The following is a 23196-nucleotide window of genomic DNA, read 5'->3' on the forward strand; positions in this document are numbered from 1 at the left end:
TCACCTCGTCACACGTAGCCGGTCGAGCCGTCGGACCGGATCGGCAGCACGCGCTCCCAATGCACGTAGTCGTCGCCGCCCAGCGCCGACTCGTCGATCTCGACGCCCCAGCCGGGCCGCTCGGGCCGCAGCTCCAGGTGCCCGTCCACCGGCAGGTACTGGTCGGGGCACCAGGTGGTCTCCGACGGCTTGTACTCCAGCAGCTTGAGCCCGTGGTGGGCGGCGGCGAAGTGCACGTTCACCGCCGTCGCCAGCGGCCCCATCGGGTTGTGCGGGGCCACGCTCACGTAGTGCGTCTCCGCGATCGCGGCGATCCTGCGCATCTGCGCCAGCCCGCCGACCACGCACACGTCCGGCTGCACGATGTCCGCCCCGCCCGCCGTCAGCAGCGCCAGGTACTCCTGCGGCATGAACAACGACTCGCCGGTGGCCAGCGGCACGTTGAGCTGGGAGCGCAGATGCCCCCAGGCCGGGATGTACTCGGGCCTGATCGGCTCCTCGAACCAGAGCGGATCGTACGGGGCCAGCGCGTTCCCGAGCTGGATGGCCTGGCGCGGCTCGAAGATGCGGGCGTGGGCCTCGAAGGCGAACTGCCACTCGGGCGGGCTGATCGAGCGGATCTCGGCGAAGTAGTCGGCCGCCTCCTTGCACACGTTGCCCCAGCGGCCGGCGTACAGGTCGCGGCGGTAGGGGCTGAGCTTGAAGGCGGTGAAGCCGTAGCGCTCGTTCATCTCCTGGGTGAGGTCGAGGCAGGCGGGCGGGTCGGGCGCGGTGTAGACGCCGCAGTAGACGGGCACGCGGTCGCGTACGTTGCCGCCGAGCAACATGTAGACCGGCAACCCCGCGGCCTTGCCCGAGATGTCCCACAACGCCTGGTCAATGGCCGAGATGGCGGCCATCCCGATCGCGCCGGGAGGAAAGCGCGCCTCCTGCAGCAGCCGCCGCACCACATACTCCACCCGCCGCGGATCCACGCCCTCGATCTGCCGGAACATGTATTCCAGCACCGGGATCAGCGCGTGGTCGGGCCCGTGGTTGTACGCCTCGCCCCAGCCGGAGATCCCCTCGTCGGTCTCCACCTTCACCAACAGCCGCGGACGCACGTCCACCCGCTGCATGTACGTCTTCAAAGCTATGATCTTCATACCGTTCCTCCCTGCCAGGCGGCCAGGATCGAGGCCACCTCCTCGCGTATCGGGTCCGGCAGCGCCCGGCTGGGCGGGCGCACCTCGCGGCGGCACAATCCGAGCTGGGCGAGGGCCTCCTTGACCACCGCCACGTTGTCGGCCGAGGCGTCCGCGCCGCGCAACTCCTCGAACCGCCTGATCAGCTCCCATACCTCCATGGCGCCGGCGTAGTCGCCGGCCCGCAGCGCGTCGCGCATCCGCAACGTCAGCTCGGGCGCCGCGGTGACCAGGCCGGAGGTGAAGCCCCGGGCGCCGACCGCCCAGTACGCCGGCGTGTACGGCTCAGCCAGCCCGCACAACCACGCGAACCGGTCGAGCCCGGCGTCCCTGGCCACGGAGGCGAACCGCACCGGGTCGGGCACGGCGTACTTGATGCCGATGACGTTCTGGCACGCCACGCCCAGCCGCGCGATCTGCTCCCCGGTGACCCGGGGGTTGCGGACGTACAGGACGACGCCCACGTCCGGGACGGCCTCGGCGATCTGCCGGTGGTAGTCCACCCAGCCCTCGGCCGCCACGTACGGGTGCACGGGCTGGTGCACCATCACCATGCGCACGCCCTGGTCGCGGGCCTGCCGGGCGGACTCGGCCGCGGAGAACGCGTCGAGCCCCACCCCGGCCAGCACGGCCGCGTCGTCACCCACGGTGGCGACGGTCGACTCCAGCACCAGGCGCCGCTCGCCGGGGGTCAGGGCGTAGAACTCGCCGGTGTTGCCGTTCGGCGTGATCACCTTGACGCCCGCGTCGACGAGCCGGCGCACCAGCTTGGCGTTGACGTCGAGGTCGACGGCGCCGCCCGCGTCGAAGGGCGTCACGGTGACGGCCGCGACGTCTTTCAGCGTTTCGGTCAGGTCGCGCATCGATCAACCTCTGCTCTCTGCGGGGACGGTCTCGTTCAGCGGCCGGATCCGCACCACGAACCCGTAGATCAGCGTGCCCAGGATGGCCATCACCCCGGCGAACAACATCGGGCCGGTGTAGGAGTTGCCGCTCAGCGTCAGGAAGAAGCCGATGAGGATCGGGCTGATGATGCTGCCGATCTGCGAGCCGAAGTTCTGGAAGCCCGCGACCGAGCCCACCACGGACGGGGTCGGGGCGACCTCGGCGGGCAGGCTGAGGATGGCGGCGCCGGCGAAGGAGTGGGCGCAGTTGCTGACCGACAGCAGCACCATGACGGCCACGTTGCCCGGCACGAACGTGGTCAGCGCGATCGTGGAGGCCAGCAGCATGCCGGTGATGATGGGGATCTTGCGGGCCCGGGAGATGGGGACGCCGCGGCGTACCAGCCAGTCGGAGTAGGCGCCGCCGGCGATCGTGGCGAACACCCCGAGCAGCGACGGGATGGCGCCGAACACGCCCAGCTCCAGGATCGTGAAGCCGCGGTCCTCCACCAGATAGCTCGGGTACCAGGTCAGGAAGAAGGCCCCGGTCGCCGAGCGGCAGATGTAGCCGAACACCAGTCCCCACACCGTGGGGTAGCGCAGCAGTTGCCGCCAGCGCATCGGCGGCCCGGTCTCGGCCTCGGGCACGGCCGCGTCGCCGCCCTCGATGTAGTCGAGCTCGGCCTGGGAGATGCGGGGATGCTCGCGCGGGGAGCGGTAGATCATCAGCCAGCCGACCACCCAGGCCAGGCCGACCACGCCGATCACGACGAACGCCGCGCGCCAGCCGAAGCCGGCGATCAGCGCGGTGACGATTGGCACGGACACGGCCACGCCGATCTGCTGGCCGGTGTCGAACAGGCTGGAGGCCAGCGCGCGTTCCCTGCGCGGGAACCAGGCGGCGACCACCTTGATGTTGGCCGGCTGCACGGGCGCCTCGCCCATGCCCAGGCCGAGCCGGGCGATCATCAGCGTGCCGACGCCGTGGGTCAGGGCCGTGGCCGCGGTCCAGAGCGACCACCACACGACGGCGATCGGGTAGATGACGCGCGGGCCGAACTTGTCGAGCAGCCACCCGGAGGGGAGCTGGAAGATGGCGTAGGTCCAGAAGAAGCTGCTGAGCAGGATCCCCTTCATGGTCTGGTCGAAGCCCAGCTCGTCCTGCATGTACGTGCTGGCGACGCTGAGGCTGGACCGGTCGAGGTAGGCGATGGCCAGGCCGAGGCCCGACAACGAGATGATCGTCCACCGGAGTCGGGACCGTGCGCGTCGCGCTGGCGCGGGCACGGCCGGGGCGGGGGTTGCGGAGTTAGACTGCATTCGAGCTCCAGGCTGCAGGTAAGAGCAATCGGAGCCGTCTCGACGGTGTGGTCCGTGGCCGCGGGCCACACCGGACGGCTCCTTCGGGGGGCGGGGTCTCCCTTCGGTGACGTCCCTAAAGTCCTAATTCACGCGACTGTAACCGAAATAGCGGTCATATACGAGATGCTATGTACGATATCTTTCATCCATGAGTGAGGTCATTGCGTCCCCGATCTTCGCCGGGCAGCCCAGGTCACTGTCGTCGCGGGGCACGATGGTCCTGGAGGCGATCAAGCACGCGATCCTGACCGGCACGCTCCAGCCGGGGCAGCAACTCGTCGAGACCGAGCTGGCCCAGCAGCTCGGCGTGTCGAAGACGCCCGTACGCGAGGCGCTCAAGACCTTGGCGGGCGCCGGGCTGGTGACGATGAGCGAGTACAAGGGCGCCACCGTGCGCACGGTCGACAACGCCCTGATGGAGTGGGTCTACGACCTGCGCCTGTTGCTCGAACCTGAGGCCGTCTCCCGCACGGTCGAGCGCGGGGCCGACCTGACCCCGGCCGCCGAGGCGCTGGGCCGCGCCGACACCGCCGCCGACCGGGCCGACCGCAGCCTGGCCAACCGCGACTTCCACCGCGCCCTCTACGCCGGGTGCGGCAACCCCCTGCTCGTCAGCAGCCTCGACTCACTGCGCGACCAGACCGCGCTCATCTCCGCCGCCGCCTGGGAACGCGTGCCCACCTGGGAGCGGGAGGCCGACGAGCACCGCGACATCCTCAAGGCCGCCCAGTCCGGCTCCGCCGCCGAGGCCGCGGGGCGGCTGCGCGAGCACGTGTGCCGCTTCGTCGAGCGCGTCAGGGAGAGCGGCGGGCTCTAGCGACGGCGGCGTGGATCGGCTCCGTCCCTGAGCGGCTCAGGTGTCGACGGGCAGGCGCCGCGCCGCCACCCCGGCCCAGCCGAGCCCGAGCGCGGTGATCATCAGGACGCCCGCCGCCCCCATCCCGGCCGCCACCAGACCGGCCGCGCCGGGCAGCAGGAGCTGGCCGGTGCGGTTGCCGACCAGGCGCAGCGACATCGCACGCCCGCGCAGCCCCGGTGGCGTCGACTCGGCCAGCCACGACATGGTCATCGGCTGCCCCACCCCGAGCCCGAACCCGAGCACGACCAGCACAACGGCCAGCAGCCACAGCGGCATCGGCAGGGGAGTGACGAGCATGGCCGCCGCCGCCGCGACCGTGCTGGTGACCAGCAGCCTGCGCCGCCCGACCGCCAGGGACAGGCGGCCGAGGAAGAACCGCGAGCCCATGGAGGCCAGGCCGCGGACGGTCAGCAGCAGGCCGACCACGCCCGCGGTGAGCCCGTGCTCGGTGCCCAGGGCGGGCAGGTAGACGAGCGTGATGTCCACCGCGGACAGCACCACGCAGCTCGTGATCAGGGCGTGCGCGAGTCCGGGCCGGCGCAGCAGCGACCGCAGGCCGGCGGCCTGGTCCCGGTCCTTCGCCTCCGGGCGCGGGCTGCGGCCCAGCACCGCCGACAGCACGACGAGCAGCACGGCCACGGCGCAGGACCACAGGAAGATGCCGTCGGTGTCGGGGATCGACTGCTCGCCGCCGAACACGGAGATCAGCAACGGTCCCGCCGCCTGACCCAGGGAGCCGGCGAAGGTGTAGCGGCCGAACGCGGTGTCGTGGCCGCCGCGCCGGGTGGTGTTGGCCACCAGCGCCTGCTGGGCGATCACACAGCCGAGGTGGCCGGTGCCGAGCAGGATCCCGGCCGCGACCAGCCCGGGAAGGGTGTGCCCGAGCGTCAGGAAGGCGACGCCGGCCGCGGTGAGCGTGAGTGACCCGGCCACGGCCATGCGCCGCTCGCCGTACCGGTCGGCGGCGTGCCCCGCGGGCAGGGCCAGTAACAGCGGGGCGATCGCGAAGCTGGCGCCCAGCACGCCCAGCCACGCCGCCGGCACGTCCAGCTCGATCGCCCGGTACGACATCGTCGGCCGCAACACGAACGTCAGCACCTGCGTGGCCGTCGAATGCGCCAGCAGCACGGCCATCGCGTGCCGCCGGTGCCATGGCTCAGACATCGACGCCGCCTGGAGAACTGCCCGCTGTTATGTCCATCTTTGTCCCGTCTAGCCCGATGTGGCGGTTACAACGTACATGGGGCGGATGACCATGCTCAGCGGCGGCACCCCCGTGCTGACCGGCTTTCATCACCGTGCAATCGGGCTGAAAGTCGGGAGAAAGCAGCCGGAATAGGTTGACTCACTGCCCGATCGAGTCGACCTCAAGGAGCCGACGTAACCAGCACGACTGTGTGGCGTGAGCTGCGTATGACCTCCACGCCTCAGCTGTCCATCGCGATCTCCCCGCACCTCACGGCCCTGGCCCTGATCACCGACGCCCTCGCGGGCCGCCGCCGCGGCCTGCCGGACCTCTGGCGCGAAGCCCTCAGGTCCCGCGTCGGCCGGCTGGGACACCAGGCGGTACGCCCCCTCGCCGCTCCCGGCTACTCCGTGGTCCCCGACTGCGTCGTCCCGCACAGCCCGGCCGGCGGCGAGGTCTCCGTACAGGCCCAGATCGACGCTCTGCGCGAACTCCCGCCCGACCGCCTGCTCACCGACCTGGAGCAGGCGTTCGGCCCAGGACCGTTGCCCGCCCACTGGCGCCCCGCCGCCGAACGCCCCGCGAACTGGCTGCACGGCTACGCCGGCGCGGTCGGCGAGATCTGGAACACCGCCGAACCCCTGTGGAAGAACGCCCGCCCCCTGCTGGACAAGGAGATCAGGCGCGTCGGCGTGGCCAGCGTCCGCGGCGGCCCCGAACTGCTGCTCGGCGCGCTCAACCACCGCATCGTGTACGGGGAGCGCCGCCTGCTCATCGCCGGGGCCCAGGCCGGTGTGCACGACCTGGGCGACCGGAAGATCGTCCTGGTGCCGATGCTCGCGGGCAAGGACGCGGTCATCCTCAGCCTGGACCACGAGGAGGCCGTCTGGATCGCGTACCCGGTGCCAGGGGCGGGGACGCTGTGGCGCCGGCCGTCCGCCCCGGCGCGCGACGAGCTGTCGGCGCTGATGGGCCCGGTACGCGCCGACCTGCTCTGCGCGATCGGCCGGCCCATGACCATGAGCATGCTGGCGGCCGACATGAAGATCGCGCCCAGCAGCATCACCTACCACTGCGACCGGCTGCGGGCCGCGCACCTCATCACCAGGGAGCGCCGCGGCCGTGAGGTCTGGGTGGGCCGGACCCACCGCGCGGACGAACTGCTGGAGATGTACCGGCGCTGAGAGACGCCGAAGGGCGCGCCGGTCGGATCGGCGCGCCCTCCAGGATGTTCACGCCGGTCGGATCGGCGCGCCCTCCGTGATGCTCAGTTCCCCGGGCCGAACTGGTAGAGCAGGGGGCCGTCGAGCTTCCAGCCCGGCTCGTTCGCCAGGATCTTCTCCGAGTGCGACTCGATCGCCAGGCGCCACTTGTTGTTGTTCGACAGGCGGAACACCTTCACCTCGCCGCCCGCGCGCGCCGAACCGGGCGCGTAGCCCAGGATGCCGTCATAACGGAACCCGCCCGAGGTCACCAGGCGTTCCCGCTCCGCCGCGGAGGCGGTGACGATGTAGGAGGCACTCTTCTCCCACCGCAGCCGGTAGAGCGGTTTGCCGCCGGCGAACGGGGTGCGCGAGACGTAGTACAGCGGCGTCTGGGTCGTCGACCAGCCGTGCTTCGTGATCGCGGTCTGCTTCTCCGACTCGCTGGCGGTGTAGAAGAACCCGCCGTCCTTCGTCACCAGCTCATAGACCTTCACCGGCTGTGCGGCGACGCTGGTGGCCGACCTCTCAGCGCTGGCGGAGGCCGACGTGGCGGCGACGCCGAAGGACAGCGTGGCACCCAGCGCCACCGCCAGCCCGAGACCGACGGGGCGTGTCATGCGGCCGAAAGACAAGGCCATTTCTCGATTCCCTCCGATGAACTGTTCGAGACGTCGGCCAAGCTAACAGCGCATGATCAGCCCCCGGGCTCACTTCGAGTAACGTGAAACCTTCTAGAACGTCACCAGCGGCTCCCCGATGAAGTCGGCGATGAAGTTGACGAAGAAGAAGCCGAAGAACAGGAAGTTGAGCACGAGGATCACGTAGTGCCAGGGGCGCGGCCGGGCCGGGCGCGGGAGCTTGCTATTCAGGTACATCAGCATGAACGGGTAGATCAGCGCACCCAGGTTCGACATGTTGGCCGACCACTCCACCAGGCCGACCGGCACCGACTGGAAGATGATGATCGAGATGATGACCAGCAGCAGGAGCATGAACGGGTAGTAGAAGCGCCGCGGGTCTCCCTCGATTAGCCGGCGCAGGCGCGGGCTGGTGGCGTTGGCCGCGTCCGTCGTCACCCGTACCATCGCCTCGAAGATGCCGAGCTGCGTCGAGAACAGGATCAGCACCCCCAGCACCAGCGCGATGTAGAAGACGACCCTGCCGTACTCGTCGCCCAGCGCGGCGGCCACGAACGTCGGCACGTTCGCCCGCGTGGGCTTCTCGCCCGACATCGTGACCGCCTGGGCCATGAGGATCGTCGGCAGCAACATGCCGAGGATCGCGCCGACGAAGAAGATGCCCCACATGTCCACCATGAGCAGCCGATACCAGCGCCGCCACAACCCCCGGTTGAGCTCGTCATCGGGGAACGTGACCCCGCTGGCCATGATCGAGGTCCGCTCGCCACGCAGGCCGGAGATGTAGCCGACCCGGTGACCCATGCCGTAGCCCTTGTCGCGGTAGTGGCCCATGACGTACCAGTTGAGCCCCGAGGCCAGCGCCGTGAACCCGGCCAGCGCGCCGAGCTGCGTGGCGGTGATCCCGGCCGGCGGTGCGGCAGGGGTGACGAAGCCGCGGATGCCCTCCCACCACTGGCTGAACGGCACCACGAGCAGGTCCACGGCCAGCAGGGCGAGCAGGATGACGCTGACCATCACCCAGTTGGCCAGCTCCAGGGCGCGGCTGATGCGGCGGGCCGAGGCGGTGATGACGAACACCAGCACCAGCAGGCCGATGGCCCACCAGCGCGGCTCCGCGGCGTCGGCCGCCGGGGGCACGCCGTGGACCAGCGCGTAGACGCCCTGCCCCGCCGAGGCGGCCCAGCCGCCCGCGATGAACGCGAAGATCACGATCACGACTGACAGAGGCACCCACAGCGCCCAGCCCGGTGGCACCCGCCCCCACCCGACCACCGGCGCCTCGCCGGTCGCGATGACGTACCGGGAGCATTCGACGTTGTAGAACGTCTGCAGCACCGCCGACACCACGATCACCCAGCCGACGCCGACGAATCCGTACTGCCCCACGTTCAGGGGGCCCAGCAGCCATTCGCCGCTGCCGATCGAGATGCCCAGCGCGATGAGGCTCGGGCCGACGGCGAATTTGAACAGTTCCTTGGGGCCGATCTTGGAGACCTTGAAGACCTCCTCCGGTGTGGGCAGGTCGGCGACTTCTAGATCCGGGCGGCTGACTCCGAGTGGGTGCGTCATGTCACTGCCTCCTGCCGCCCAGGGTGATCCAGAAGGGCGGTGGCTACAAGACCCAATTGCCGCGCGCGCGATCGGCACCGCTCCGGGTATGCCTATCCTGCGGTTGTCATCTCGCTGAGGGGGCTGGGCGGTTGAGCCGATGCGCGCGGATCGCCGCGGTGGCCGGGCTCGCCGCGCTCGTGCCCCTGCCCGTTCTCGCCTGCGCCCCTGCACCCGCCCCTGCGCCCGCCCCGACGCCCGCTCCGACGCCCGTCGCGCGGCCACCCGCGCCGCTCCCCGCCGTCCCGGCCCGCTGCCCTCAGCCCGCCTCCTCATCCTTCGGCCTCGGGGTCGAGGCCGCCGCGCGGTTCTGGCGGGTGGTCTCGCTCGACCAGGGGTACGGGGCGCTGGACGCCCTCGCGGTGAGCGGCGACGGGGCGGTGTGGGCGACCCACTCCACGCAGCGCCGGACCGGCACCACGGTGGAGACCCGGTTCGACGGGCTGCGGCGGTGGGCGGGCGGGCGATGGGAGCCGTTCGCGGTGCCGGGCCTGACGGTTACGGCGCTGGGGGCGGTTTCGGGGGAGCGGGCATGGGTGTTCGGGGCGGCGGGCGGGGCGCCGGGCTTCGTCGGCACGTACGGGGACGGCACGGTCACCACACAATGGCTCTCGCCCGGCACGGGGACGCCGCCCGGCACGGGGACAGCGCCCGGTACGGGGACGTCCGTAGGGCTGGCGGGGACGGCGGCGCGTGGTCCTTGGGCCGTCTCCGGGGCGGAGGCGTGGCGGTGGGAGGAGGCCGGGTGGCGGGCGTACCGGCTGCCGGTCAAAGCGGGCGCCGTCGGAGGTGAGGGGGCGAACGTGTGGACGGTCGGCGGCGCCCACTCCGCGCAAGGCCCGGCCGCCCGGTGGAACGGCTCGGCCTGGCAAGCGGTCGGCGTACCCGAGCTGGGCTTCCCGCGTGGCGCGACCTCTCCGCGCGCCCACCTCGACGACGTGGCCGTACTCGGACCCCGAGACGTGTGGGCGGTCGGCGGGGTGTCGTGGCTGGTGCCGGACGAGTACGACGCGCAGGGAGAGCCCCTGGAACGCCTGCGACCGGTGGCACTGCACTGGGACGGCGGCACGTGGACGTGCGCCTGGGGGCCGGTCGGGAGCACGTTCACGCAGGCTGAGCCCGACGGCGGGGGCGGCCTGTGGGTGCTCGACTCGACCGGTACCCGCCTGCTGCACCACTCGGCCGGCCGCTGGACCTCCACCGAGATCCCCGGCACCGTCGCAGCCCTGTCCCACCGCCCCGGCACACGTGAGGTCTACGCGGCCGGCTCGACCCCGCACGGGGAAGACCTCACCAGGGCCACCCTCTGGAGGACCGGCTGACCCCGCAGCCAGCGTGCTGATCATGTGAGTGGCATGACCCGTGAGACCGGCTCTCACGATGCGACCTGTGGCATGACCGGGTCAGGCGTACGGGAGGTCGGCCTTACGGTGCGTCTTGTGGCATGACCGGGTCAGGCGTACGGGAGACCGCCCGTACGGTGCGCCCTGCGACATGACCGGGTCAGGCGTACTGGAGGTCGGCCCTGACGATGCGCCCGCCCCCGACCGTGAAGTCGTAATGCGCGCGCCACCCGTCAGACCCGGCCGGAGCCCAGTGGACCAGCAGCTTCTGCCCGTCCGCCCGATCCTCGGCGATCGAGACGACCCGCAACGTCCCACCGATCACCTCGTCGCCCGCCCACTCCCGGATGGCATCGTGCCCACGGATGCTCCGGCTGACGTCGATGATCTCCGCGTCCGGGGCGAAGGCTGAGACGAGGGCGTCGAGATCACGCGCATTCACGGCATCCACATAGGCCCGCGCCTCTCCGCCCACACCCTCGCCCGCCCCACTGCCCGTCCCGGAGGGCACGGAGGTGGTGGTCTCCGAGGGTGCAGGGGTGGTCTTCGAGGGCGCGGAGGCGGCCGTGGCCGAGTACGCCGGTACGGAAGTGGGCGTGGCCGAGTACGCCGGTACGGAAGTGGCGGTGGCCGAGTATGCCGGTACGGAGGTGGCTGAGGGCATCGGTGAGGGCGGCGGCTTGGCGGCAGGTGTGGTGCCACACGCGGCCACCGTCAGGACCGGGACGGCCACGACCAGAATCACCCACCTCACGGACAAGGCGGAGAAGAGGCGGCCGGCGCTCCGGGAGGACTGCGCGTTCATGACGACGATCATGCGACCCCGCCGCCGCACGGGTCCAAGATCTGTCGCCATAACCGACGGCTATGCGGCCCATCGATCCCATCTCCCCCCAGGTGCCGACATTCCCGCGATGAGACCCGACACGGCACGTGAGGTGACGAGATGTTCAGGCGTGGCGTTACGCGACCTTCCGGGACTGACTACGTACAGTGAGGAAGCGTTGTCACAAGGTGACTACTAGGGGAGATCATGAAAGGTAAGCTCATAGCGGCAAGTGGCGCATTCGCCACGGCCGTCGCGCTCGTCGCGCTGGCCACACCGGCCAGCGCGAACCCGGTCCGCTGCGGCCTGAGTGTGGCCGACATCACGCATTCGCTGCGCATCGACGCCTGGGGCGTGTACGCCGGCCACCGCAACGCCAACGCCTGCGACGGCCGTCAGGAAACCGGCCACGACGCCAACAACGACAGCTGGAACCGTGACAACGGCAGCTGGGACAACAGCGACCACAAGGACCGCAGCAGCTGGAACGGCGGCAACAGCGGCTGGGACAACAAGGACCAGGAGCACGGGGACCACGGCAGCTGGAACGGCGACAACGGCGCCTGGGGCAACGAGGACCACAGGGACCACGGAGACCACGGGGACCACGGCACCTGGAACAACGAGGACGGCTGGAACAACAGCGGCTGGGGCCACAGGGACCACGCGGACCACAGTGACCACTCGGACCACAGGGACCACGGCACCTGGAACGGCGACAGCGACTGGAACAACGGCAACTGGAACAACGGCAACTGGGACCGCAACTCCGACTGGGGCACCCGGGGCTGGGGCGACCAGGGCTATGGCACTCGCGACGCCTGGAGCCCGCGCGGCTGGAACAGCTACGGCTATGGCTGGCCCGGCACCTGGCTCGACCGGTTCTAGATTGCACCTAGGACCCTAATCGGCCGGCTCTGGAAGTCAGTCCGGTACGGTCCCGGGGACACCGTCACGGTGACCCGGGACCCCCGTCAACCACCCCGCCCCTTCCCGCTCCCCGCCCCGCTCCCCGCCCGTCCCCCCGCTGCGCTGCGCCTGCCCCGCCCCGCCGCGCCCGCTTCGGTTCGCCTCGCCCGCCGCTTTGCCCCGGCTGACCTGCTTCGCCGCTTCGCAGCGCTGTGCCGTGCCGCCGCTTCGCCGGTGCGCTTCGCTTCGTCTCGCCCCGGCCGACCCATCGCGGCGCTTCGCAGGGCCGCTTCCCGCGCTGCTTCGCTTCGTCTCGCCCGCCGCTTCGTCTCGGCTGACCTGCTTCGCCGCTTCGCCGGTGCGCTTCGCTTCGTCTTGCCCTGGCCGATCGCCCCGGCCGAGCCGTCACGGTGCTTCGCAGTGCCGTGCCGCCCTGGCCGCTCCGCTGCGCCGCTTCCTCTCGCCCTGGCTGCTTCGCCCTGGCCGCTTCGCCGCATTGCCGGTGACGAAGCGCTTGGCCACCTCGAGGACAGCCGGTCACCTATTGCACACATGACCATCAATACGGGTGGCGATCATCCAGCCCGGTTGCCCGGGCGCGTCAGAACCGGCATGTTGAACCCACGCTCGGCCAGCACTGCGGTGCCGAAGAATGACGTCCTCAGTGCTGCCGTCGAACCAGACGCTCACCGCCGACCACCGCGCCGCCCGGGCGGCCCCGGGCGTCGCCAGGATGTTCGGGGAACGCGGGGGTCAGCCCAAGGGAACGGTCACCGGTCGACGATCTCGTTCTTGCCGATGACCACGACCCCGCCCCGGGTCAGCGCGAACCGGGTGCGATCGTATTCGAGGTCGAAGCCGATCCGGGCGCCGTCGGGGATCACCACGTTCTTGTCGATGATCGCCTTGCGCACGATCGCCCCCCGCCCGATCTTGACGTTCTCCATCAGCACCGAGTCCTCCACCAGCGAGTGCGAGTGGAGCACGACCTTGGGCGACAGGATCGACCGGCACGCCGTGCCGCCGGAGACGATCACGCCGGGGGAGACGAGCGAGTCGATGGCCCGGCCCACCCGGTCGCCGTCGTTGTGCACGAACTTGGCCGGAGGCAGCGGGTCGTGCCCGGTGAAGATCGGCCACTTGTCGTTGTACAGGTTGAACACCGGATGCGCCGAGATGAGGTCCATGTGGGCGTCGTAGTACGCGTCCAGCGTCCCCACGTCGCGCCAGTAACCCCGGTCGCGCTCGCTGGAGCCGGGCACGATGTTGTTGGCGAAGTCGTAGACGTCGGCGCCGCCCGACTTGACCAGCATCGGGATGATGTTGCCGCCCAGGTCGTGCTTGCTGGTCGGGTCGAGCGCGTCCTCCCGCAGTGCGTCGATCATCGCCTGCGTCTTGAACACGTAGTTGCCCATCGAGGCGTACACCTCGTCGGGGGAGTCGGCCAGCCCCACCGCGTCCTTCGGCTTCTCCCTGAACGCCACGATCCGGCGCCCCTCGGGATCGGTCTCGATCACGCCGAACTGGTCGGCCAGCGACAGCGGCTGCCTGATCGCCGCGACCGTCACGTCGGCGCCGGAGTCTTCGTGCTGCTCGACCATCTGCCGCGGATCCATCCGGTAGATGTGGTCGGCCCCGAACACGATCACGTGCTCGGGCATCTCGTCGTAGATCAGGTTCAGGTTCTGGAAGAGAGCGTCGGCGGAGCCGGAGAACCAGCGCGGCCCGAGCCGCTGCTGCGCGGGCACGGGGGTGACGTAGTTGCCCAGCATCGCCGACAGCCGCCAGGTCCGCGAGACGTGCCTGTCGAGGCTGTGGTTCTTGTACTGCGTCAGTACGACGATCTTCAGGAATCCGCCGTTCGCGAGATTGGACAGCACGAAATCGACGAGCCGATACATCCCCCCGAACGGCACCGCCGGTTTCGCCCGATCCGCCGTGAGCGGCATGAGCCTCTTGCCCTCTCCACCTGCCAGCACAACCGCAAGCACCCTCCGGGACCTCATGTCCAGGACGCTACCCTCAAATGGCCGATCTATCGACGAAACCTCGCACGGTGAGCTTCCTTCGTGTCCTGATTTGGCGGTCAATGTACGAAGTGGAGTTGCCGAGCTTGGGCTTGTCGATGTGTTCCCCTTGCCCACGGCCCCCTTAAGGTCTTCTCATGCGCGTTGATCTGCTCAGCCGGGAATACCCGCCCGAGGTGTACGGCGGGGCCGGGGTGCACATGGAATACCTGGCCAGGGAGCTGCGGAAGCTGGCCGACGTACACGTGCGCTGTTTCGGAGCCGATCGCGTCGAGCCCGGGGTCTCGGCCTACCGGGTGCCGGGCGGGCTGGAGAGCGCCAACGCCGCCCTCCAGGTGCTCGGCGTGGACCTGGAGATGGCCGCCGCCTGCGAGGGCGCCGACGTCGTCCACTCCCACACCTGGTACGCCAACTTCGCCGGGCATGTCGCGAAACTGCTGCACGGCGTACCTCATGTGATCACCACACACAGCCTGGAGCCGCTGCGGCCGTGGAAGGCCGAGCAGCTCGGCGGCGGCTACACGATCTCGTCGTGGGCCGAGCGCACCGCTCTGGCCGCCGCCGACGCGGTGATCGCGGTGTCGGAGGGCATGCGGCGCGACGTCCTGGCGGCCTATCCGGAAATCCCCCCGGCCAGGGTGAGCGTGATCCACAACGGCATCGACACGACGCAGTACGCCCCCGACGCGGGAACCGAGGTCCTGGAGAAGCATGGGGTGGACCCGAGCAGGCCCTACGTCGTCTTCGTCGGCCGCATCACCCGCCAGAAGGGCCTGGTCCACCTCCTGCACGCGGCCCGCGCCTTCGACCCGGGAGCGCAACTCGTGCTCTGCGCCGGCGCGCCCGACACCCCGGAGATCGCGGCCGAGGTGACGGAGCTGGTGCGCGGCCTCGACCGCGACGGCGTGTTCTGGATCCAGGAGATGCTCCCGAAGCCCGAGGTGATCCAGCTCCTGACGCACGCCTCGGTGTTCGTCTGCCCGTCGGTCTACGAGCCGATGGGCATCGTGAACCTGGAGGCGATGGCCTGCGAGACGGCCGTGGTGGCGACGGCGACCGGCGGCATCCCGGAGGTGGTGGCCGACGGGGAGACGGGCCTGCTGGTGCCGATCTCCCAGGGCGCCGACGGCACGCCGCACGATCCCGAGCGCTTCGCCGCCGACCTGGCCGAGCGGGTCAACGCCCTGCTCGGTGATCCCGCCAGGGCGCGGGCGATGGGGGAGGCGGGCCGGGCCCGCGCCATCGGCCACTTCTCGTGGGAGCGCATCGCCCAGCGGACCCTGGAGCTGTACGCGAGCCTGCGGGCCTGACCTCAAAGCGCCCGTAGAAAGGCTCGGAGGAAGGCCCGTAGGAAGGCCGAAGCAAGGAAGGCCAAAGCAAGGAAGGCCCTGCCGGGGCAGGGCCTTCGGTCAGCGGACGCGTTCGAGCACGACCACCGGGATGTCCCGGTCGGTATTCTTCTGGTAGTCGTCGTACTGAGGCCAGGTCGCGGTCATGACCCGCCACATCTCGGGCTTCTCCCCAGGCTCGGCCGTACGCGCGCGGGCCTTGAACCTCTCGCCCTTCACCTGCACCTCCGCATCGGGGCTGGCCTGCAGGTTCTTGTACCACTGCGGGTGTTCGGGATCCCCGCCCTTGGACGCCACGACCAGGTAGTCGTCGCCGAACTTCTGGTAGATGAGAGGCGTCGTGTAGGGCTTGCCCGACTTGCGACCCTTGGTGGTCAGGAGCAGGACGATGGTGTTGTTCCAGTCGTGACCCTCAGCGCCGTCGGTCTCCTGATAGCGCCGGACATGTTCCTTGCCATAGAGCATGATCTTCCATCTACCCAGAGGCGGCGTGACCGCACCGTTACTCGACGAGGTCTGTACGAGAAGTTAACGTGGTGGCTATGTAAGCGCTTACACCCGGCTCGGTAAGAAAGCGCTTACACGAAGGGAATGTTCCTCATGGACGTGACCATCTACGAAGTCGCCAAGCGGGCGGGCGTGTCGATCGCGACCGTGTCCAGGACCCTGCGCGGCACCGGCCCGGTGGCCGCCAGGACGCGCGAGAAGGTCCTCAAGGCGGTGAAGGAGCTCGACTTCACGCCCAGCCGCCTGGGCGTCAGCCTCGCCGAGGGCCGCCACGCCGCCAACGGCGTCGTCTTCCCCGACCTCGCGGGCCCGTACTACACCGAGGTCCTGCTCGGCTACGAGGAGGTCGCCTCCGAGCTGGGCCGCTCGGTGGTCATCCTGTCCACGAAGGGCCGCTCGAAGGTCGGCGACCTGGTCAAGGACCTGGCCGGACGGGTGGACGGCATGTTGATCTTCGGCCACGCCGTGCCCGAGCCGCTGGTCGCCGAGCTGGTACGGCTGGGCGTGCGGCTGGTGCTCATCTCGCGCGACCCGCTGCCCGGCGCCGACACGCTGCGCAGCGAGAACACCGACTCGGCGCGGGCCCTGGCAGCCCACCTGACCGGGCACGGCTACGACCGCTTCGCCTTCCTCGGCGCGCCGCTGACCAGCAGGGACGACGTGGACGAACGCTGGCAGGGGGTCCGCGCGGTCCTCGGCGGCGCGATCGAGGCCGTGGACACCGGCCACTACACCGTGGAGTGCGGCTTCGAGGCCGCCAGGAAGCTGCTCAAGGGCAGGGGCAGGCCGCGGGCCCTCGTCTGCTCCGACGACGAGGTGGCGCTGGGGGCGTTGCTCGCCGCCGAGGAGCTGGGCCTGGACGTGCCCGGCGACGTGGCCGTGACCGGCTGGGACGACATCATGGCCGCCCGGCACGCACGACCGGCGCTGACCACCGTACGGCAGCCGATGCGCAGGCTCGGGGCCCGCGCCGCCCGCGCGCTCGACGAACTGATCACCGGGGCCCGCGACACCCCGAGCCACCTCATCCTGACCACCGAGCTGGTCATCCGCTCCAGTTGTGGTCACCACCCCCAGGAGGTACGCACGTGAACACCATCACCCGGTGCGCCGCGGGCGCGCTGGCACTCGCGACTCTGGCGGCCGGCTGCGGCCGCGGCGGGGAGCGGGCGCCCGAGCAGGCGCAGGACGTCACGACCGGCACGGCCACGGGGGAGGTCACGGTCTGGGCGATGGGCGAGGAGGGCAAGGCGCTCGGCACGTTCGTCAAGGACTTCGAGAGCGCCCACCCCGGCGTCAAGGTCGACGTGACGGCCATCGGCTGGGACGTGGCCCACGACAAGATCACCGCGGCCATCGCGGGCGGCGCCACCCCCGACGTGAGCATGATCGGCTCCACCTGGTCGGGGGAGCTGGCCAAGACCGGCGCGCTGGAGCCGACACCCGGCAACCTGGTGGACAAGGCGGCCTTCTTCCCCGGCGCCTGGCAGACGGTGGACGTGGGCGGCACCGCGTACGGCGTCCCCTGGTACGTCGAGACCCGCGTCCTGTACTACCGCACCGACCAGGCCAGGAAGGCCGGCGTGCGGCCGCCGGCGACGTGGGATGAGTTCACCACGTTCGTCGAGGCGCTCAAGGAGAAGGGCGGCGCCGCCCGCGGCTTCAACCAGAGCTACACCCTCGGAGCGTCCTGGCAGGAGGTGCTGCCGCTGATCTGGCAGGCCGGCGGCGAGATCACCAAGGACGGCAAGTACACCTTCGACACCCCCGAGGCGGTGACGGCGCTCAAGCAGTACGACGCCCTGTTCGACAGGAAGCTGGCCCCCACCGACACCCCCGCGAACGCCTTCCCGCAGACGTTCATCAAGGGCGAGGTCGGCGGCTTCTTCTCGGGCCCGTGGATGATCGGGGTGCTGAACAACGACGGCGGCCCGGAGTTCGCGGGCAAGTTCGACGTCGCCCCCTACCCCAAGGGCCCGGTCTCGGCCACGAGCTTCGTCGGCGGGGCGGACATGGCGGTGTTCAAGAAGGCGAAGAACCGCGACGCGGCGTGGACGTTCATCAAGTGGCTGAGCGAGCCGAAGGTGCAGGCCAAGTGGTACACGACGGTCAAGGCGCTGCCCGCCGTGCAGTCCGCGTGGCGCGAGCCCGAGCTGAGCGCGGACAAGCAGCTCGCGGTCTTCGGCGAGCAACTCAAGGACGCCAAGACGCCGCCGCCGTTCCCCACCTGGGAGCAGGTGGCCAGGGTCCTGGAGGCCGAGCTGGAGAAGCTGGCCCGCGGCCGGTCCACGCCCGAGCAGACGGCCAAGGCGATCCAGTCGCAGGCCGCCACGATCGGCACCGGCCTGTAACGCCATGGCGGTCCTCACGCGGCAGGCGCCGCCCGCCCCGGCGCCGGTGAAGATCAGGGGCGCGTTACGCCGCTCGGGTGTCGGCTGGTTCTTCATCGCGCCGTTCGTGGTGTTGTTCGCGGTGTTCTACCTGGGCCCGCTGCTGGTCGGCATCGGGATGAGCTTCACCGACATGCGCAGCACCGACGTGACCGACCCGCTCGCCGTGAACGTGGTCGGGGTGGAGAACTACCTGCGGCTGATGAACGACGGCGCCATGCGCAGGGCGGCGCTCAACACTGTCGTGTTCGTGCTCACCGCGCTGCCCCTGACCATCGGTCTCGGGCTGGCCGCCGCCGTGCTGCTGAACTCGGGGATCGCCCGCCTGCCCGCCGCGTTCTTCCGGCTCGGCTACTACCTGCCCAACGTCACCAGCATCATCGGCGTCGCCGTGGCCTGGAAGTTCCTGCTGGAACCCGAGGCCGGCCTGGTCAACCGGTTGCTGGAGCTGGTCGGCGTCGACGGCCCCAACTGGTTGCAGAGCGAGGCCACCGCGCTGCCCTCGATCATCGTGATGACGGCCTGGCGCAGCTTCGGCTTCGACATGGTGGTGCTGCTGGCCGCGCTGCAGAGCATCCCCAGACAGTTGTACGAGGCCGCGGAGGTGGACGGCGCGGGCCGCTGGGCCGCGTTCCACTCGATCACCCTGCCCTCGCTCCGCCCCGTGCTGCTGTTCTGCACCGTCTACAGCTCGGTCGGCTTCATGCAGTTCCTGGAGGAGCCGCTGGTCATGACCAAGGGCGGGCCGCTCGACTCCACGTTGTCGGCCTCGCTGGCCATCTTCGGCCAGTTCGGGGTCGGCAACTACGGCTACGCCGGGGCGGCCTCGACCCTGCTGTTCACGGTGATCGTGGCGCTGGCCGTCCTGCAACTCAGGCTGGGGAGGAACAGGTGAAGCGGACCCGCCGCCAGCGCGCGGTGACCTACCTCGGGCTCGGCGCGGGCCTGGCGCTGGTCGCCGGGCCGTTCCTGTGGACGGCGCTCAGCTCGGTCAAGCCGGAGCGGGAGATCAGGCGCGACCCTCCGACGTTCTGGCCGGAGACGTGGACGCTGGGCAACTTCGCCGAGCTGTTCGAGCGGGTGAGCCTGGGCACCGCGTTCGCCAACAGCGTGATCATCGCGCTCGTGCTGGTCGCCACGAACCTGCTGTTCTGCTCCATGGTCGGCTACGCCTTCGCCAAGCTCCCCTTCCGCGGCAAGAACCTCGCCTTCGGCCTGGTGCTGGTGCAGCTCGCGATCCCGGCGATCGTGATCATGGTGCCGCAGTTCGTCCTGATCGCGCGGCTCGGCCTGGTCAACACGTTCGTCGGGATCATCCTGCCGACCGTGGTGACGCCGCTGGGCGTGTTCATGATGCGGCAGTTCATCTCCGACCTGCCCGACGAGCTGATCGACGCGGCCCGGGTGGACGGGGCCCGCGAGCTGCGGATCTTCTTCAGGATCATCCTGCCGCTGTGCGGGCCGCCGCTGGCCACGCTGGGGCTGATCACGTTCCTCGGCGCGTGGAACAACTTCCTCTGGCCGGCCGTGGTCGCCCAGAGCGAGGACATGTACACCCTTCCCGTCGCGCTCAACATCCTCAACGACTTCGAAGGCACCCACTACAACCTGCTGGTCGCCGGGTCGGTCGTGGTGATCGCGCCGATCCTGTTCCTGTTCGTCTTCCTGCAGCGCTTCTTCATCCAGGGCATCGCCACCACCGGCATCAAGTAGAGGAGCACTCCCATGGTCCTTTCCGCTCTGCTCGTGCTGTCCTTAGCCGTCGTCCCGGTGAACGCCGGCGACCCCCTTCACCGCTACGCCAAGGACACCTGGCGGTCGATGGCCGCCATGGTCGAGCCCGCCACCGGCCTGCCCGCCGACAAGGTGACCGGCGACCTGAAGACCAGAGCCAAGATCACCTCGCCCACCAACGTCGCCACGTACCTGTGGAGCACGCTCGTCGCCCGCGACCTGCGCCTGATCAGCGCCCATGACGCCGCCGCCAGGGCCGGCAGGGTGCTGGACGCCCTGGCGCGCATGGAGCGCAACACCCCCACCGGCCAGTACTACAACTGGTACGACCCGGCCACCCTCCAGCTCGCCCGCGCCTTCCCCGACTCAGGCGACCCGATCCGCCTGTTCGCCTCCAGCGTGGACAACGGCTGGCTCGCCACCGCGCTCATGATGGTCCGCAACGCGATCCCCGCCCACGCCAAGGCCGCCAACAGGTTGCTGGCCTCGATGGACTTCACCGCCTACTACGACCCGGCGGCCCGCCCCGACGCCGGCACCGGCCTGCTGCGCGGCGGCTTCTGGCCCGAGCCCCCGCCCGAGTGCCACATCGCGAGCGACTACGCCGGCACCGGCACGACCGTCTACTCGACCTGCCACCACTACGGCGCGCCCGCCGAGACCCGCATCGGCCAGTACGTGGGCATCGCGCTCGGCCAGCTCCCGCCGGAAAGCTACTTCGGCCCCTACCGCACCTTCCCCGACAACGCCTGCGACTACGGCTGGCAGGAGCAGAAGCCGGTCGGGTCCTGGAAGCGGTATCTGGGGGTGAACGTCTGGGAGGGCACGTACGAGTACCGCGGCATGCGTTACGTCCCCAACTGGGGCGGCTCGATGTTCGAGGCGCTCATGCCCGACCTGGTGGTGCCCGAGGCCACGTGGGCGCGCAAGAGCTGGGGCCGCAACCATCCCGTGTTCGTGCGCGCCCAGATCGAGCACGGCCTGCGCGAGGCCGGCTACGGCTACTGGGGCTTCTCCCCGTCCAACGACCCGCACGGCGGCTACAACGTCTATGGCGTGGACCAGCTCGGCATGGACGAGCCCGGCTACTCCTCCGACCGCGAGCGCACCAGCGTCGACCCCGGCTACGAGGGCTGCCGCCCCGCCAAGCCGCTGCCGGAGTCGTACGGCGACGGCGTGGTCACCCCGCACGCCAGTTTCCTGGCGCTCCCGTACGCGCGGGCCGCCGCCCTGGACAACCTGGCCCGGCTGCGCGCGGACTTCGACGCCTACGGCCCCGGCGGCTTCTACGACGCGATCGCCGTCCGCTCCGGGGTCGTGTCGAAGTGGTACCTGGCGCTCGACCAGGGCATGGCCATGGCCGCGCTGGGCAACGTGCTCACGGGCGGCGACCTGCACCGCTACTTCGCGGGCTCCGGCGTGGAGGCCAGGCTCCGCCCGGTGATGTCACTTGAGGAGTGGGACGCACGATGAACTTGGCACCTACCGGGCTGCGCGCGTTGCCGGGCGCCGGGCACGTGACGCTGACCTGGGATCCCGTCCCTGGCGCCATCGGCTACCTGGTACTCAGGGACGGGGCGCCCGCCGTGCCGTCCGAGGTGGACGTGCCCGCCGTCCCGTCCTGCCGCTTCGTGGACACCGGCCACGGCCCGGCGGTGTACACGGTGGCCGCCGTCGGCGGGCGCGCCTGCCCGCCCGTCGAGGCGGCGCCGCTCCCGGCGGACGAAGAGGCCGAGGTCTCGGTACGGGTGGACGCGCGGCGGGTGACACGCGAACTGCCGCGCCCGTGGGCGTACATGGTGGGCTCCGAGCACCTGTCACATCTGCTCAGCACCGACGAGACCGGCGGCCGCCCCATCGGCGAGGAGCTGGCGGCGGCGCTGCGCATCATGCACGACGAGCTGGGCGTCAGGACGGTCAGGGCGCACGCCATCCTCGGCGACGACCTCGGCGTGTACCGGAACGGCGCCTACGACTTCTCCGGCGTGGACGCGGTCTACGACAAGGTCGTCTCGCTCGGCCTGCGGCCGATCGTGGAGCTCGGCTACATGCCCCGCGACCTGGCCGCCGACCCCTCCAGGACCGTCTTCCGGTACGAGGCCGTCATCTCGCCCCCGAAGGACTTCGAGGCGTGGGCCGACCTGGTGAGGGCCCTGGTCGAGCACCTGGTCGGCAGGTACGGCCTGCGCGAGCTGATAGACCACTGGGCCTTCGAGGTCTGGAACGAGCCCAACCTGGACGTCTTCTGGTCCGGCACCCGCGAGGAGTATTTCCTGCTCTACGACGTCACCGCCGCGGCCGTGAAGAACGTGCACCCGAACCTGCGCGTCGGCGGCCCCGCCTCGGCCGCCGGCGGCTGGGTGGAGGAGCTGCTCGCCCACGTCGCCGGGTCCGGCGCCGCCCTCGACTTCGTCTCCACCCACACCTACGGCAACGCGCCGCTCGACTGGCGGCCCACGCTGGCCGCGTACGGGCTCGACGTGCCGCTCTGGTGGACCGAGTGGGGGCCCACGCCGACCCACTTCCAGGGCATCGGCGACGGGCCGTTCGGGGCGGCGTTCGTCCTGCACGGCATGAAGTCGGCCGCCGGGCGGATCGCCGCGCTGTCGCACTGGGTGGCCTCCGACCACTTCGAGGAGCTGGGCAGGCCGCCCCGGCTGTTCCACGGCGGGTTCGGCCTGCTGACCGTCGGCAACCTGCGCAAACCCCGCTTCCACGCCCTCGCCCTGGCCGACCGGCTGGGCGACTTGGAGGTAGCGGCCGAGCTCGGTGGCGACGTGGCCGGCGTCGAGGCGTGGGCTTCCAGGCACGACGACGGCAGAGTCGGTGTGCTCGTCTGGAACGGCACCCTGAACAACGCCCAGTCCACCGGCGCCCCCGAACTGACCCGCCGGATCACCCTCACCGTCACCGGCCTGGACGCGGCCCCGTACACGCTCACCCACCACCGCATCGACCGCGACCACACCAACGTCGAGGCGGCCTGGCAGGCCATGGGCGGCGCCGGCTGGCCGTCCGGCGAGGAGTGGGAGCGGTTGCGCGCCGCCGACGGCCTCGACGAGCTGGTCCCGCCCGCCACCGTCACGGGCCCCGCCCTCACGCTGGCGTTCGACCTTCCCATGCCGGGTGTCTCGTTCCTGGAGCTGACACCCTGAGTGACGGTCTGTACGCCGGAGCACACC

At 70.5% G+C, this 23196-nt stretch carries 20 protein-coding genes; 11 read left to right on the top strand and 9 right to left on the bottom strand.

Annotation, left to right across the window (positions count from 1 at the left end):
• Nucleotides 1-8: 8 nt before the first annotated feature.
• Genes ACFPZ3_RS53325 through ACFPZ3_RS53335 form a run of 3 tightly spaced genes read right to left on the bottom strand, consistent with a single transcriptional unit; the run spans nucleotide 9 to nucleotide 3301 of the window.
• Nucleotides 9-1145, bottom strand: a complete 1137-nt coding sequence (locus tag ACFPZ3_RS53325; protein ID WP_379522127.1) for a mandelate racemase/muconate lactonizing enzyme family protein — start codon at nucleotides 1143-1145, stop codon at nucleotides 9-11.
• Nucleotides 1142-2047, bottom strand: coding sequence for a dihydrodipicolinate synthase family protein (locus ACFPZ3_RS53330; RefSeq protein ID WP_379522128.1), 906 nt, complete (start codon nucleotides 2045-2047; stop codon nucleotides 1142-1144). The genes ACFPZ3_RS53325 and ACFPZ3_RS53330 overlap by 4 nt, the downstream gene beginning before the upstream one ends.
• A gap of 3 nt (nucleotides 2048-2050) precedes the next feature.
• On the bottom strand, nucleotides 2051-3301 hold the full coding sequence (locus tag ACFPZ3_RS53335; RefSeq protein WP_379522129.1) for an MFS transporter: 1251 nt from the start codon (nucleotides 3299-3301) through the stop codon (nucleotides 2051-2053).
• A gap of 277 nt (nucleotides 3302-3578) precedes the next feature.
• On the opposite strand from ACFPZ3_RS53335, the gene ACFPZ3_RS53340 reads away from it, so the two are divergent.
• Nucleotides 3579-4247, top strand: a complete 669-nt coding sequence (locus ACFPZ3_RS53340) for a GntR family transcriptional regulator (RefSeq protein WP_379522130.1) — start codon at nucleotides 3579-3581, stop codon at nucleotides 4245-4247.
• A gap of 36 nt (nucleotides 4248-4283) precedes the next feature.
• Here the strand turns inward: ACFPZ3_RS53340 and ACFPZ3_RS53345 are convergent, their stop codons facing one another.
• Complete coding sequence (locus ACFPZ3_RS53345; RefSeq protein WP_379522131.1) at nucleotides 4284-5453, bottom strand: MFS transporter; 1170 nt, start codon at nucleotides 5451-5453, stop codon at nucleotides 4284-4286.
• 249 nt (nucleotides 5454-5702) lie between these two features.
• Between ACFPZ3_RS53345 and ACFPZ3_RS53350 the strand changes: the two genes are divergently transcribed.
• Nucleotides 5703-6659, top strand: a complete 957-nt coding sequence (locus ACFPZ3_RS53350; RefSeq protein WP_379522132.1) for an ArsR/SmtB family transcription factor — start codon at nucleotides 5703-5705, stop codon at nucleotides 6657-6659.
• Nucleotides 6660-6742: 83 nt separating this feature from the next.
• Here ACFPZ3_RS53350 and ACFPZ3_RS53355 read toward each other — a convergent pair whose 3' ends face one another.
• Nucleotides 6743-7297, bottom strand: a complete 555-nt coding sequence (locus tag ACFPZ3_RS53355; RefSeq protein WP_379522133.1) for a hypothetical protein — start codon at nucleotides 7295-7297, stop codon at nucleotides 6743-6745.
• Between the two features lie 114 nt (nucleotides 7298-7411).
• Nucleotides 7412-8890, bottom strand: coding sequence for an Nramp family divalent metal transporter (locus ACFPZ3_RS53360; RefSeq protein WP_379522134.1), 1479 nt, complete (start codon nucleotides 8888-8890; stop codon nucleotides 7412-7414).
• 131 nt (nucleotides 8891-9021) lie between these two features.
• Here ACFPZ3_RS53360 and ACFPZ3_RS53365 point away from each other — a divergent pair, with 131 nt between their 5' ends.
• On the top strand, nucleotides 9022-10251 hold the full coding sequence (locus tag ACFPZ3_RS53365) for a hypothetical protein (RefSeq protein ID WP_379522135.1): 1230 nt from the start codon (nucleotides 9022-9024) through the stop codon (nucleotides 10249-10251).
• Nucleotides 10252-10432: 181 nt separating this feature from the next.
• On the opposite strand, the gene ACFPZ3_RS53370 is transcribed toward ACFPZ3_RS53365, so the two are convergent.
• Nucleotides 10433-11077, bottom strand: coding sequence for a nuclear transport factor 2 family protein (locus ACFPZ3_RS53370; protein ID WP_379522136.1), 645 nt, complete (start codon nucleotides 11075-11077; stop codon nucleotides 10433-10435).
• Between the two features lie 228 nt (nucleotides 11078-11305).
• Here ACFPZ3_RS53370 and ACFPZ3_RS53375 point away from each other — a divergent pair, with 228 nt between their 5' ends.
• Nucleotides 11306-11986 (top strand): hypothetical protein, encoded by a 681-nt coding sequence (locus ACFPZ3_RS53375; RefSeq protein WP_379522137.1) that lies wholly within the window; start codon nucleotides 11306-11308, stop codon nucleotides 11984-11986.
• Nucleotides 11987-12777: 791 nt separating this feature from the next.
• Here ACFPZ3_RS53375 and glgC read toward each other — a convergent pair.
• Entirely contained in the window at nucleotides 12778-14013 is a 1236-nt protein-coding gene (glgC, locus tag ACFPZ3_RS53380; RefSeq protein ID WP_379522138.1) for a glucose-1-phosphate adenylyltransferase, read from the bottom strand.
• 158 nt (nucleotides 14014-14171) lie between these two features.
• Between glgC and glgA the strand changes: the two genes are divergently transcribed.
• On the top strand, nucleotides 14172-15344 hold the full coding sequence (glgA, locus tag ACFPZ3_RS53385; RefSeq protein WP_379522139.1) for a glycogen synthase: 1173 nt from the start codon (nucleotides 14172-14174) through the stop codon (nucleotides 15342-15344).
• A 99-nt stretch (nucleotides 15345-15443) separates the two neighbouring features.
• On the opposite strand, the gene ACFPZ3_RS53390 is transcribed toward glgA, so the two are convergent.
• Nucleotides 15444-15848, bottom strand: a complete 405-nt coding sequence (locus ACFPZ3_RS53390) for a nitroreductase family deazaflavin-dependent oxidoreductase (RefSeq protein ID WP_379522140.1) — start codon at nucleotides 15846-15848, stop codon at nucleotides 15444-15446.
• 135 nt (nucleotides 15849-15983) lie between these two features.
• Between ACFPZ3_RS53390 and ACFPZ3_RS53395 the strand changes: the two genes are divergently transcribed.
• From ACFPZ3_RS53395 to ACFPZ3_RS53420, 6 genes are read left to right on the top strand one after another with little or no spacing between them, the layout of a single operon-like run.
• Nucleotides 15984-16982: a LacI family DNA-binding transcriptional regulator gene (locus ACFPZ3_RS53395; protein WP_379522141.1), complete on the top strand. Its 999-nt coding sequence runs from the start codon at nucleotides 15984-15986 to the stop codon at nucleotides 16980-16982.
• On the top strand, nucleotides 16979-18241 hold the full coding sequence (locus ACFPZ3_RS53400; protein WP_379522142.1) for a sugar ABC transporter substrate-binding protein: 1263 nt from the start codon (nucleotides 16979-16981) through the stop codon (nucleotides 18239-18241). Before ACFPZ3_RS53395 ends, ACFPZ3_RS53400 begins: the two co-directional genes overlap by 4 nt.
• A 4-nt stretch (nucleotides 18242-18245) precedes the next feature.
• Nucleotides 18246-19175 carry a carbohydrate ABC transporter permease gene (locus ACFPZ3_RS53405; RefSeq protein WP_379522143.1) on the top strand — a complete coding sequence of 310 codons (930 nt, stop codon included), beginning with the start codon at nucleotides 18246-18248 and terminating at the stop codon, nucleotides 19173-19175.
• A complete protein-coding gene (locus ACFPZ3_RS53410) occupies nucleotides 19172-19993 on the top strand; it encodes a carbohydrate ABC transporter permease (RefSeq protein ID WP_379522144.1) in 822 nt (273 codons plus the stop codon). Before ACFPZ3_RS53405 ends, ACFPZ3_RS53410 begins: the two co-directional genes overlap by 4 nt.
• Before the next feature lie 12 nt (nucleotides 19994-20005).
• Nucleotides 20006-21487, top strand: coding sequence for a glucoamylase family protein (locus ACFPZ3_RS53415; protein WP_379522145.1), 1482 nt, complete (start codon nucleotides 20006-20008; stop codon nucleotides 21485-21487).
• The gene (locus ACFPZ3_RS53420) at nucleotides 21484-23169 is read left to right on the top strand and encodes a GH39 family glycosyl hydrolase (RefSeq protein WP_379522146.1); all 1686 of its coding nucleotides are present in this window, start codon (nucleotides 21484-21486) and stop codon (nucleotides 23167-23169) included. The genes ACFPZ3_RS53415 and ACFPZ3_RS53420 overlap by 4 nt, the downstream gene beginning before the upstream one ends.
• Nucleotides 23170-23196 lie beyond the last annotated feature (27 nt).

This window comes from Nonomuraea insulae (assembly GCF_042656245.1).

Bases quoted from the DNA above. Each gene is read 5' to 3' on its own strand.
- ACFPZ3_RS53375 (WP_379522137.1), top strand. From the start codon at position 11,306: ATGAAAGGTAAGCTCATAGCGGCAAGTGGCGCATTCGCCACGGCCGTC.
- ACFPZ3_RS53330 (WP_379522128.1), bottom strand. From the start codon at position 2,047: ATGCGCGACCTGACCGAAACGCTGAAAGACGTCGCGGCCGTCACCGTG.
- ACFPZ3_RS53395 (WP_379522141.1), top strand. From the start codon at position 15,984: ATGGACGTGACCATCTACGAAGTCGCCAAGCGGGCGGGCGTGTCGATC.
- ACFPZ3_RS53420 (WP_379522146.1), top strand. From the start codon at position 21,484: ATGAACTTGGCACCTACCGGGCTGCGCGCGTTGCCGGGCGCCGGGCAC.
- glgA (WP_379522139.1), top strand. From the start codon at position 14,172: ATGCGCGTTGATCTGCTCAGCCGGGAATACCCGCCCGAGGTGTACGGC.
- ACFPZ3_RS53345 (WP_379522131.1), bottom strand. From the start codon at position 5,453: ATGTCTGAGCCATGGCACCGGCGGCACGCGATGGCCGTGCTGCTGGCG.
- ACFPZ3_RS53350 (WP_379522132.1), top strand. From the start codon at position 5,703: ATGACCTCCACGCCTCAGCTGTCCATCGCGATCTCCCCGCACCTCACG.
- ACFPZ3_RS53355 (WP_379522133.1), bottom strand. From the start codon at position 7,297: ATGACACGCCCCGTCGGTCTCGGGCTGGCGGTGGCGCTGGGTGCCACG.
- ACFPZ3_RS53405 (WP_379522143.1), top strand. From the start codon at position 18,246: ATGGCGGTCCTCACGCGGCAGGCGCCGCCCGCCCCGGCGCCGGTGAAG.
- glgC (WP_379522138.1), bottom strand. From the start codon at position 14,013: ATGAGGTCCCGGAGGGTGCTTGCGGTTGTGCTGGCAGGTGGAGAGGGC.
- ACFPZ3_RS53360 (WP_379522134.1), bottom strand. From the start codon at position 8,890: ATGACGCACCCACTCGGAGTCAGCCGCCCGGATCTAGAAGTCGCCGAC.
- ACFPZ3_RS53415 (WP_379522145.1), top strand. From the start codon at position 20,006: ATGGTCCTTTCCGCTCTGCTCGTGCTGTCCTTAGCCGTCGTCCCGGTG.
- ACFPZ3_RS53325 (WP_379522127.1), bottom strand. From the start codon at position 1,145: ATGAAGATCATAGCTTTGAAGACGTACATGCAGCGGGTGGACGTGCGT.
- ACFPZ3_RS53340 (WP_379522130.1), top strand. From the start codon at position 3,579: ATGAGTGAGGTCATTGCGTCCCCGATCTTCGCCGGGCAGCCCAGGTCA.
- ACFPZ3_RS53370 (WP_379522136.1), bottom strand. From the start codon at position 11,077: ATGAACGCGCAGTCCTCCCGGAGCGCCGGCCGCCTCTTCTCCGCCTTG.
- ACFPZ3_RS53390 (WP_379522140.1), bottom strand. From the start codon at position 15,848: ATGCTCTATGGCAAGGAACATGTCCGGCGCTATCAGGAGACCGACGGC.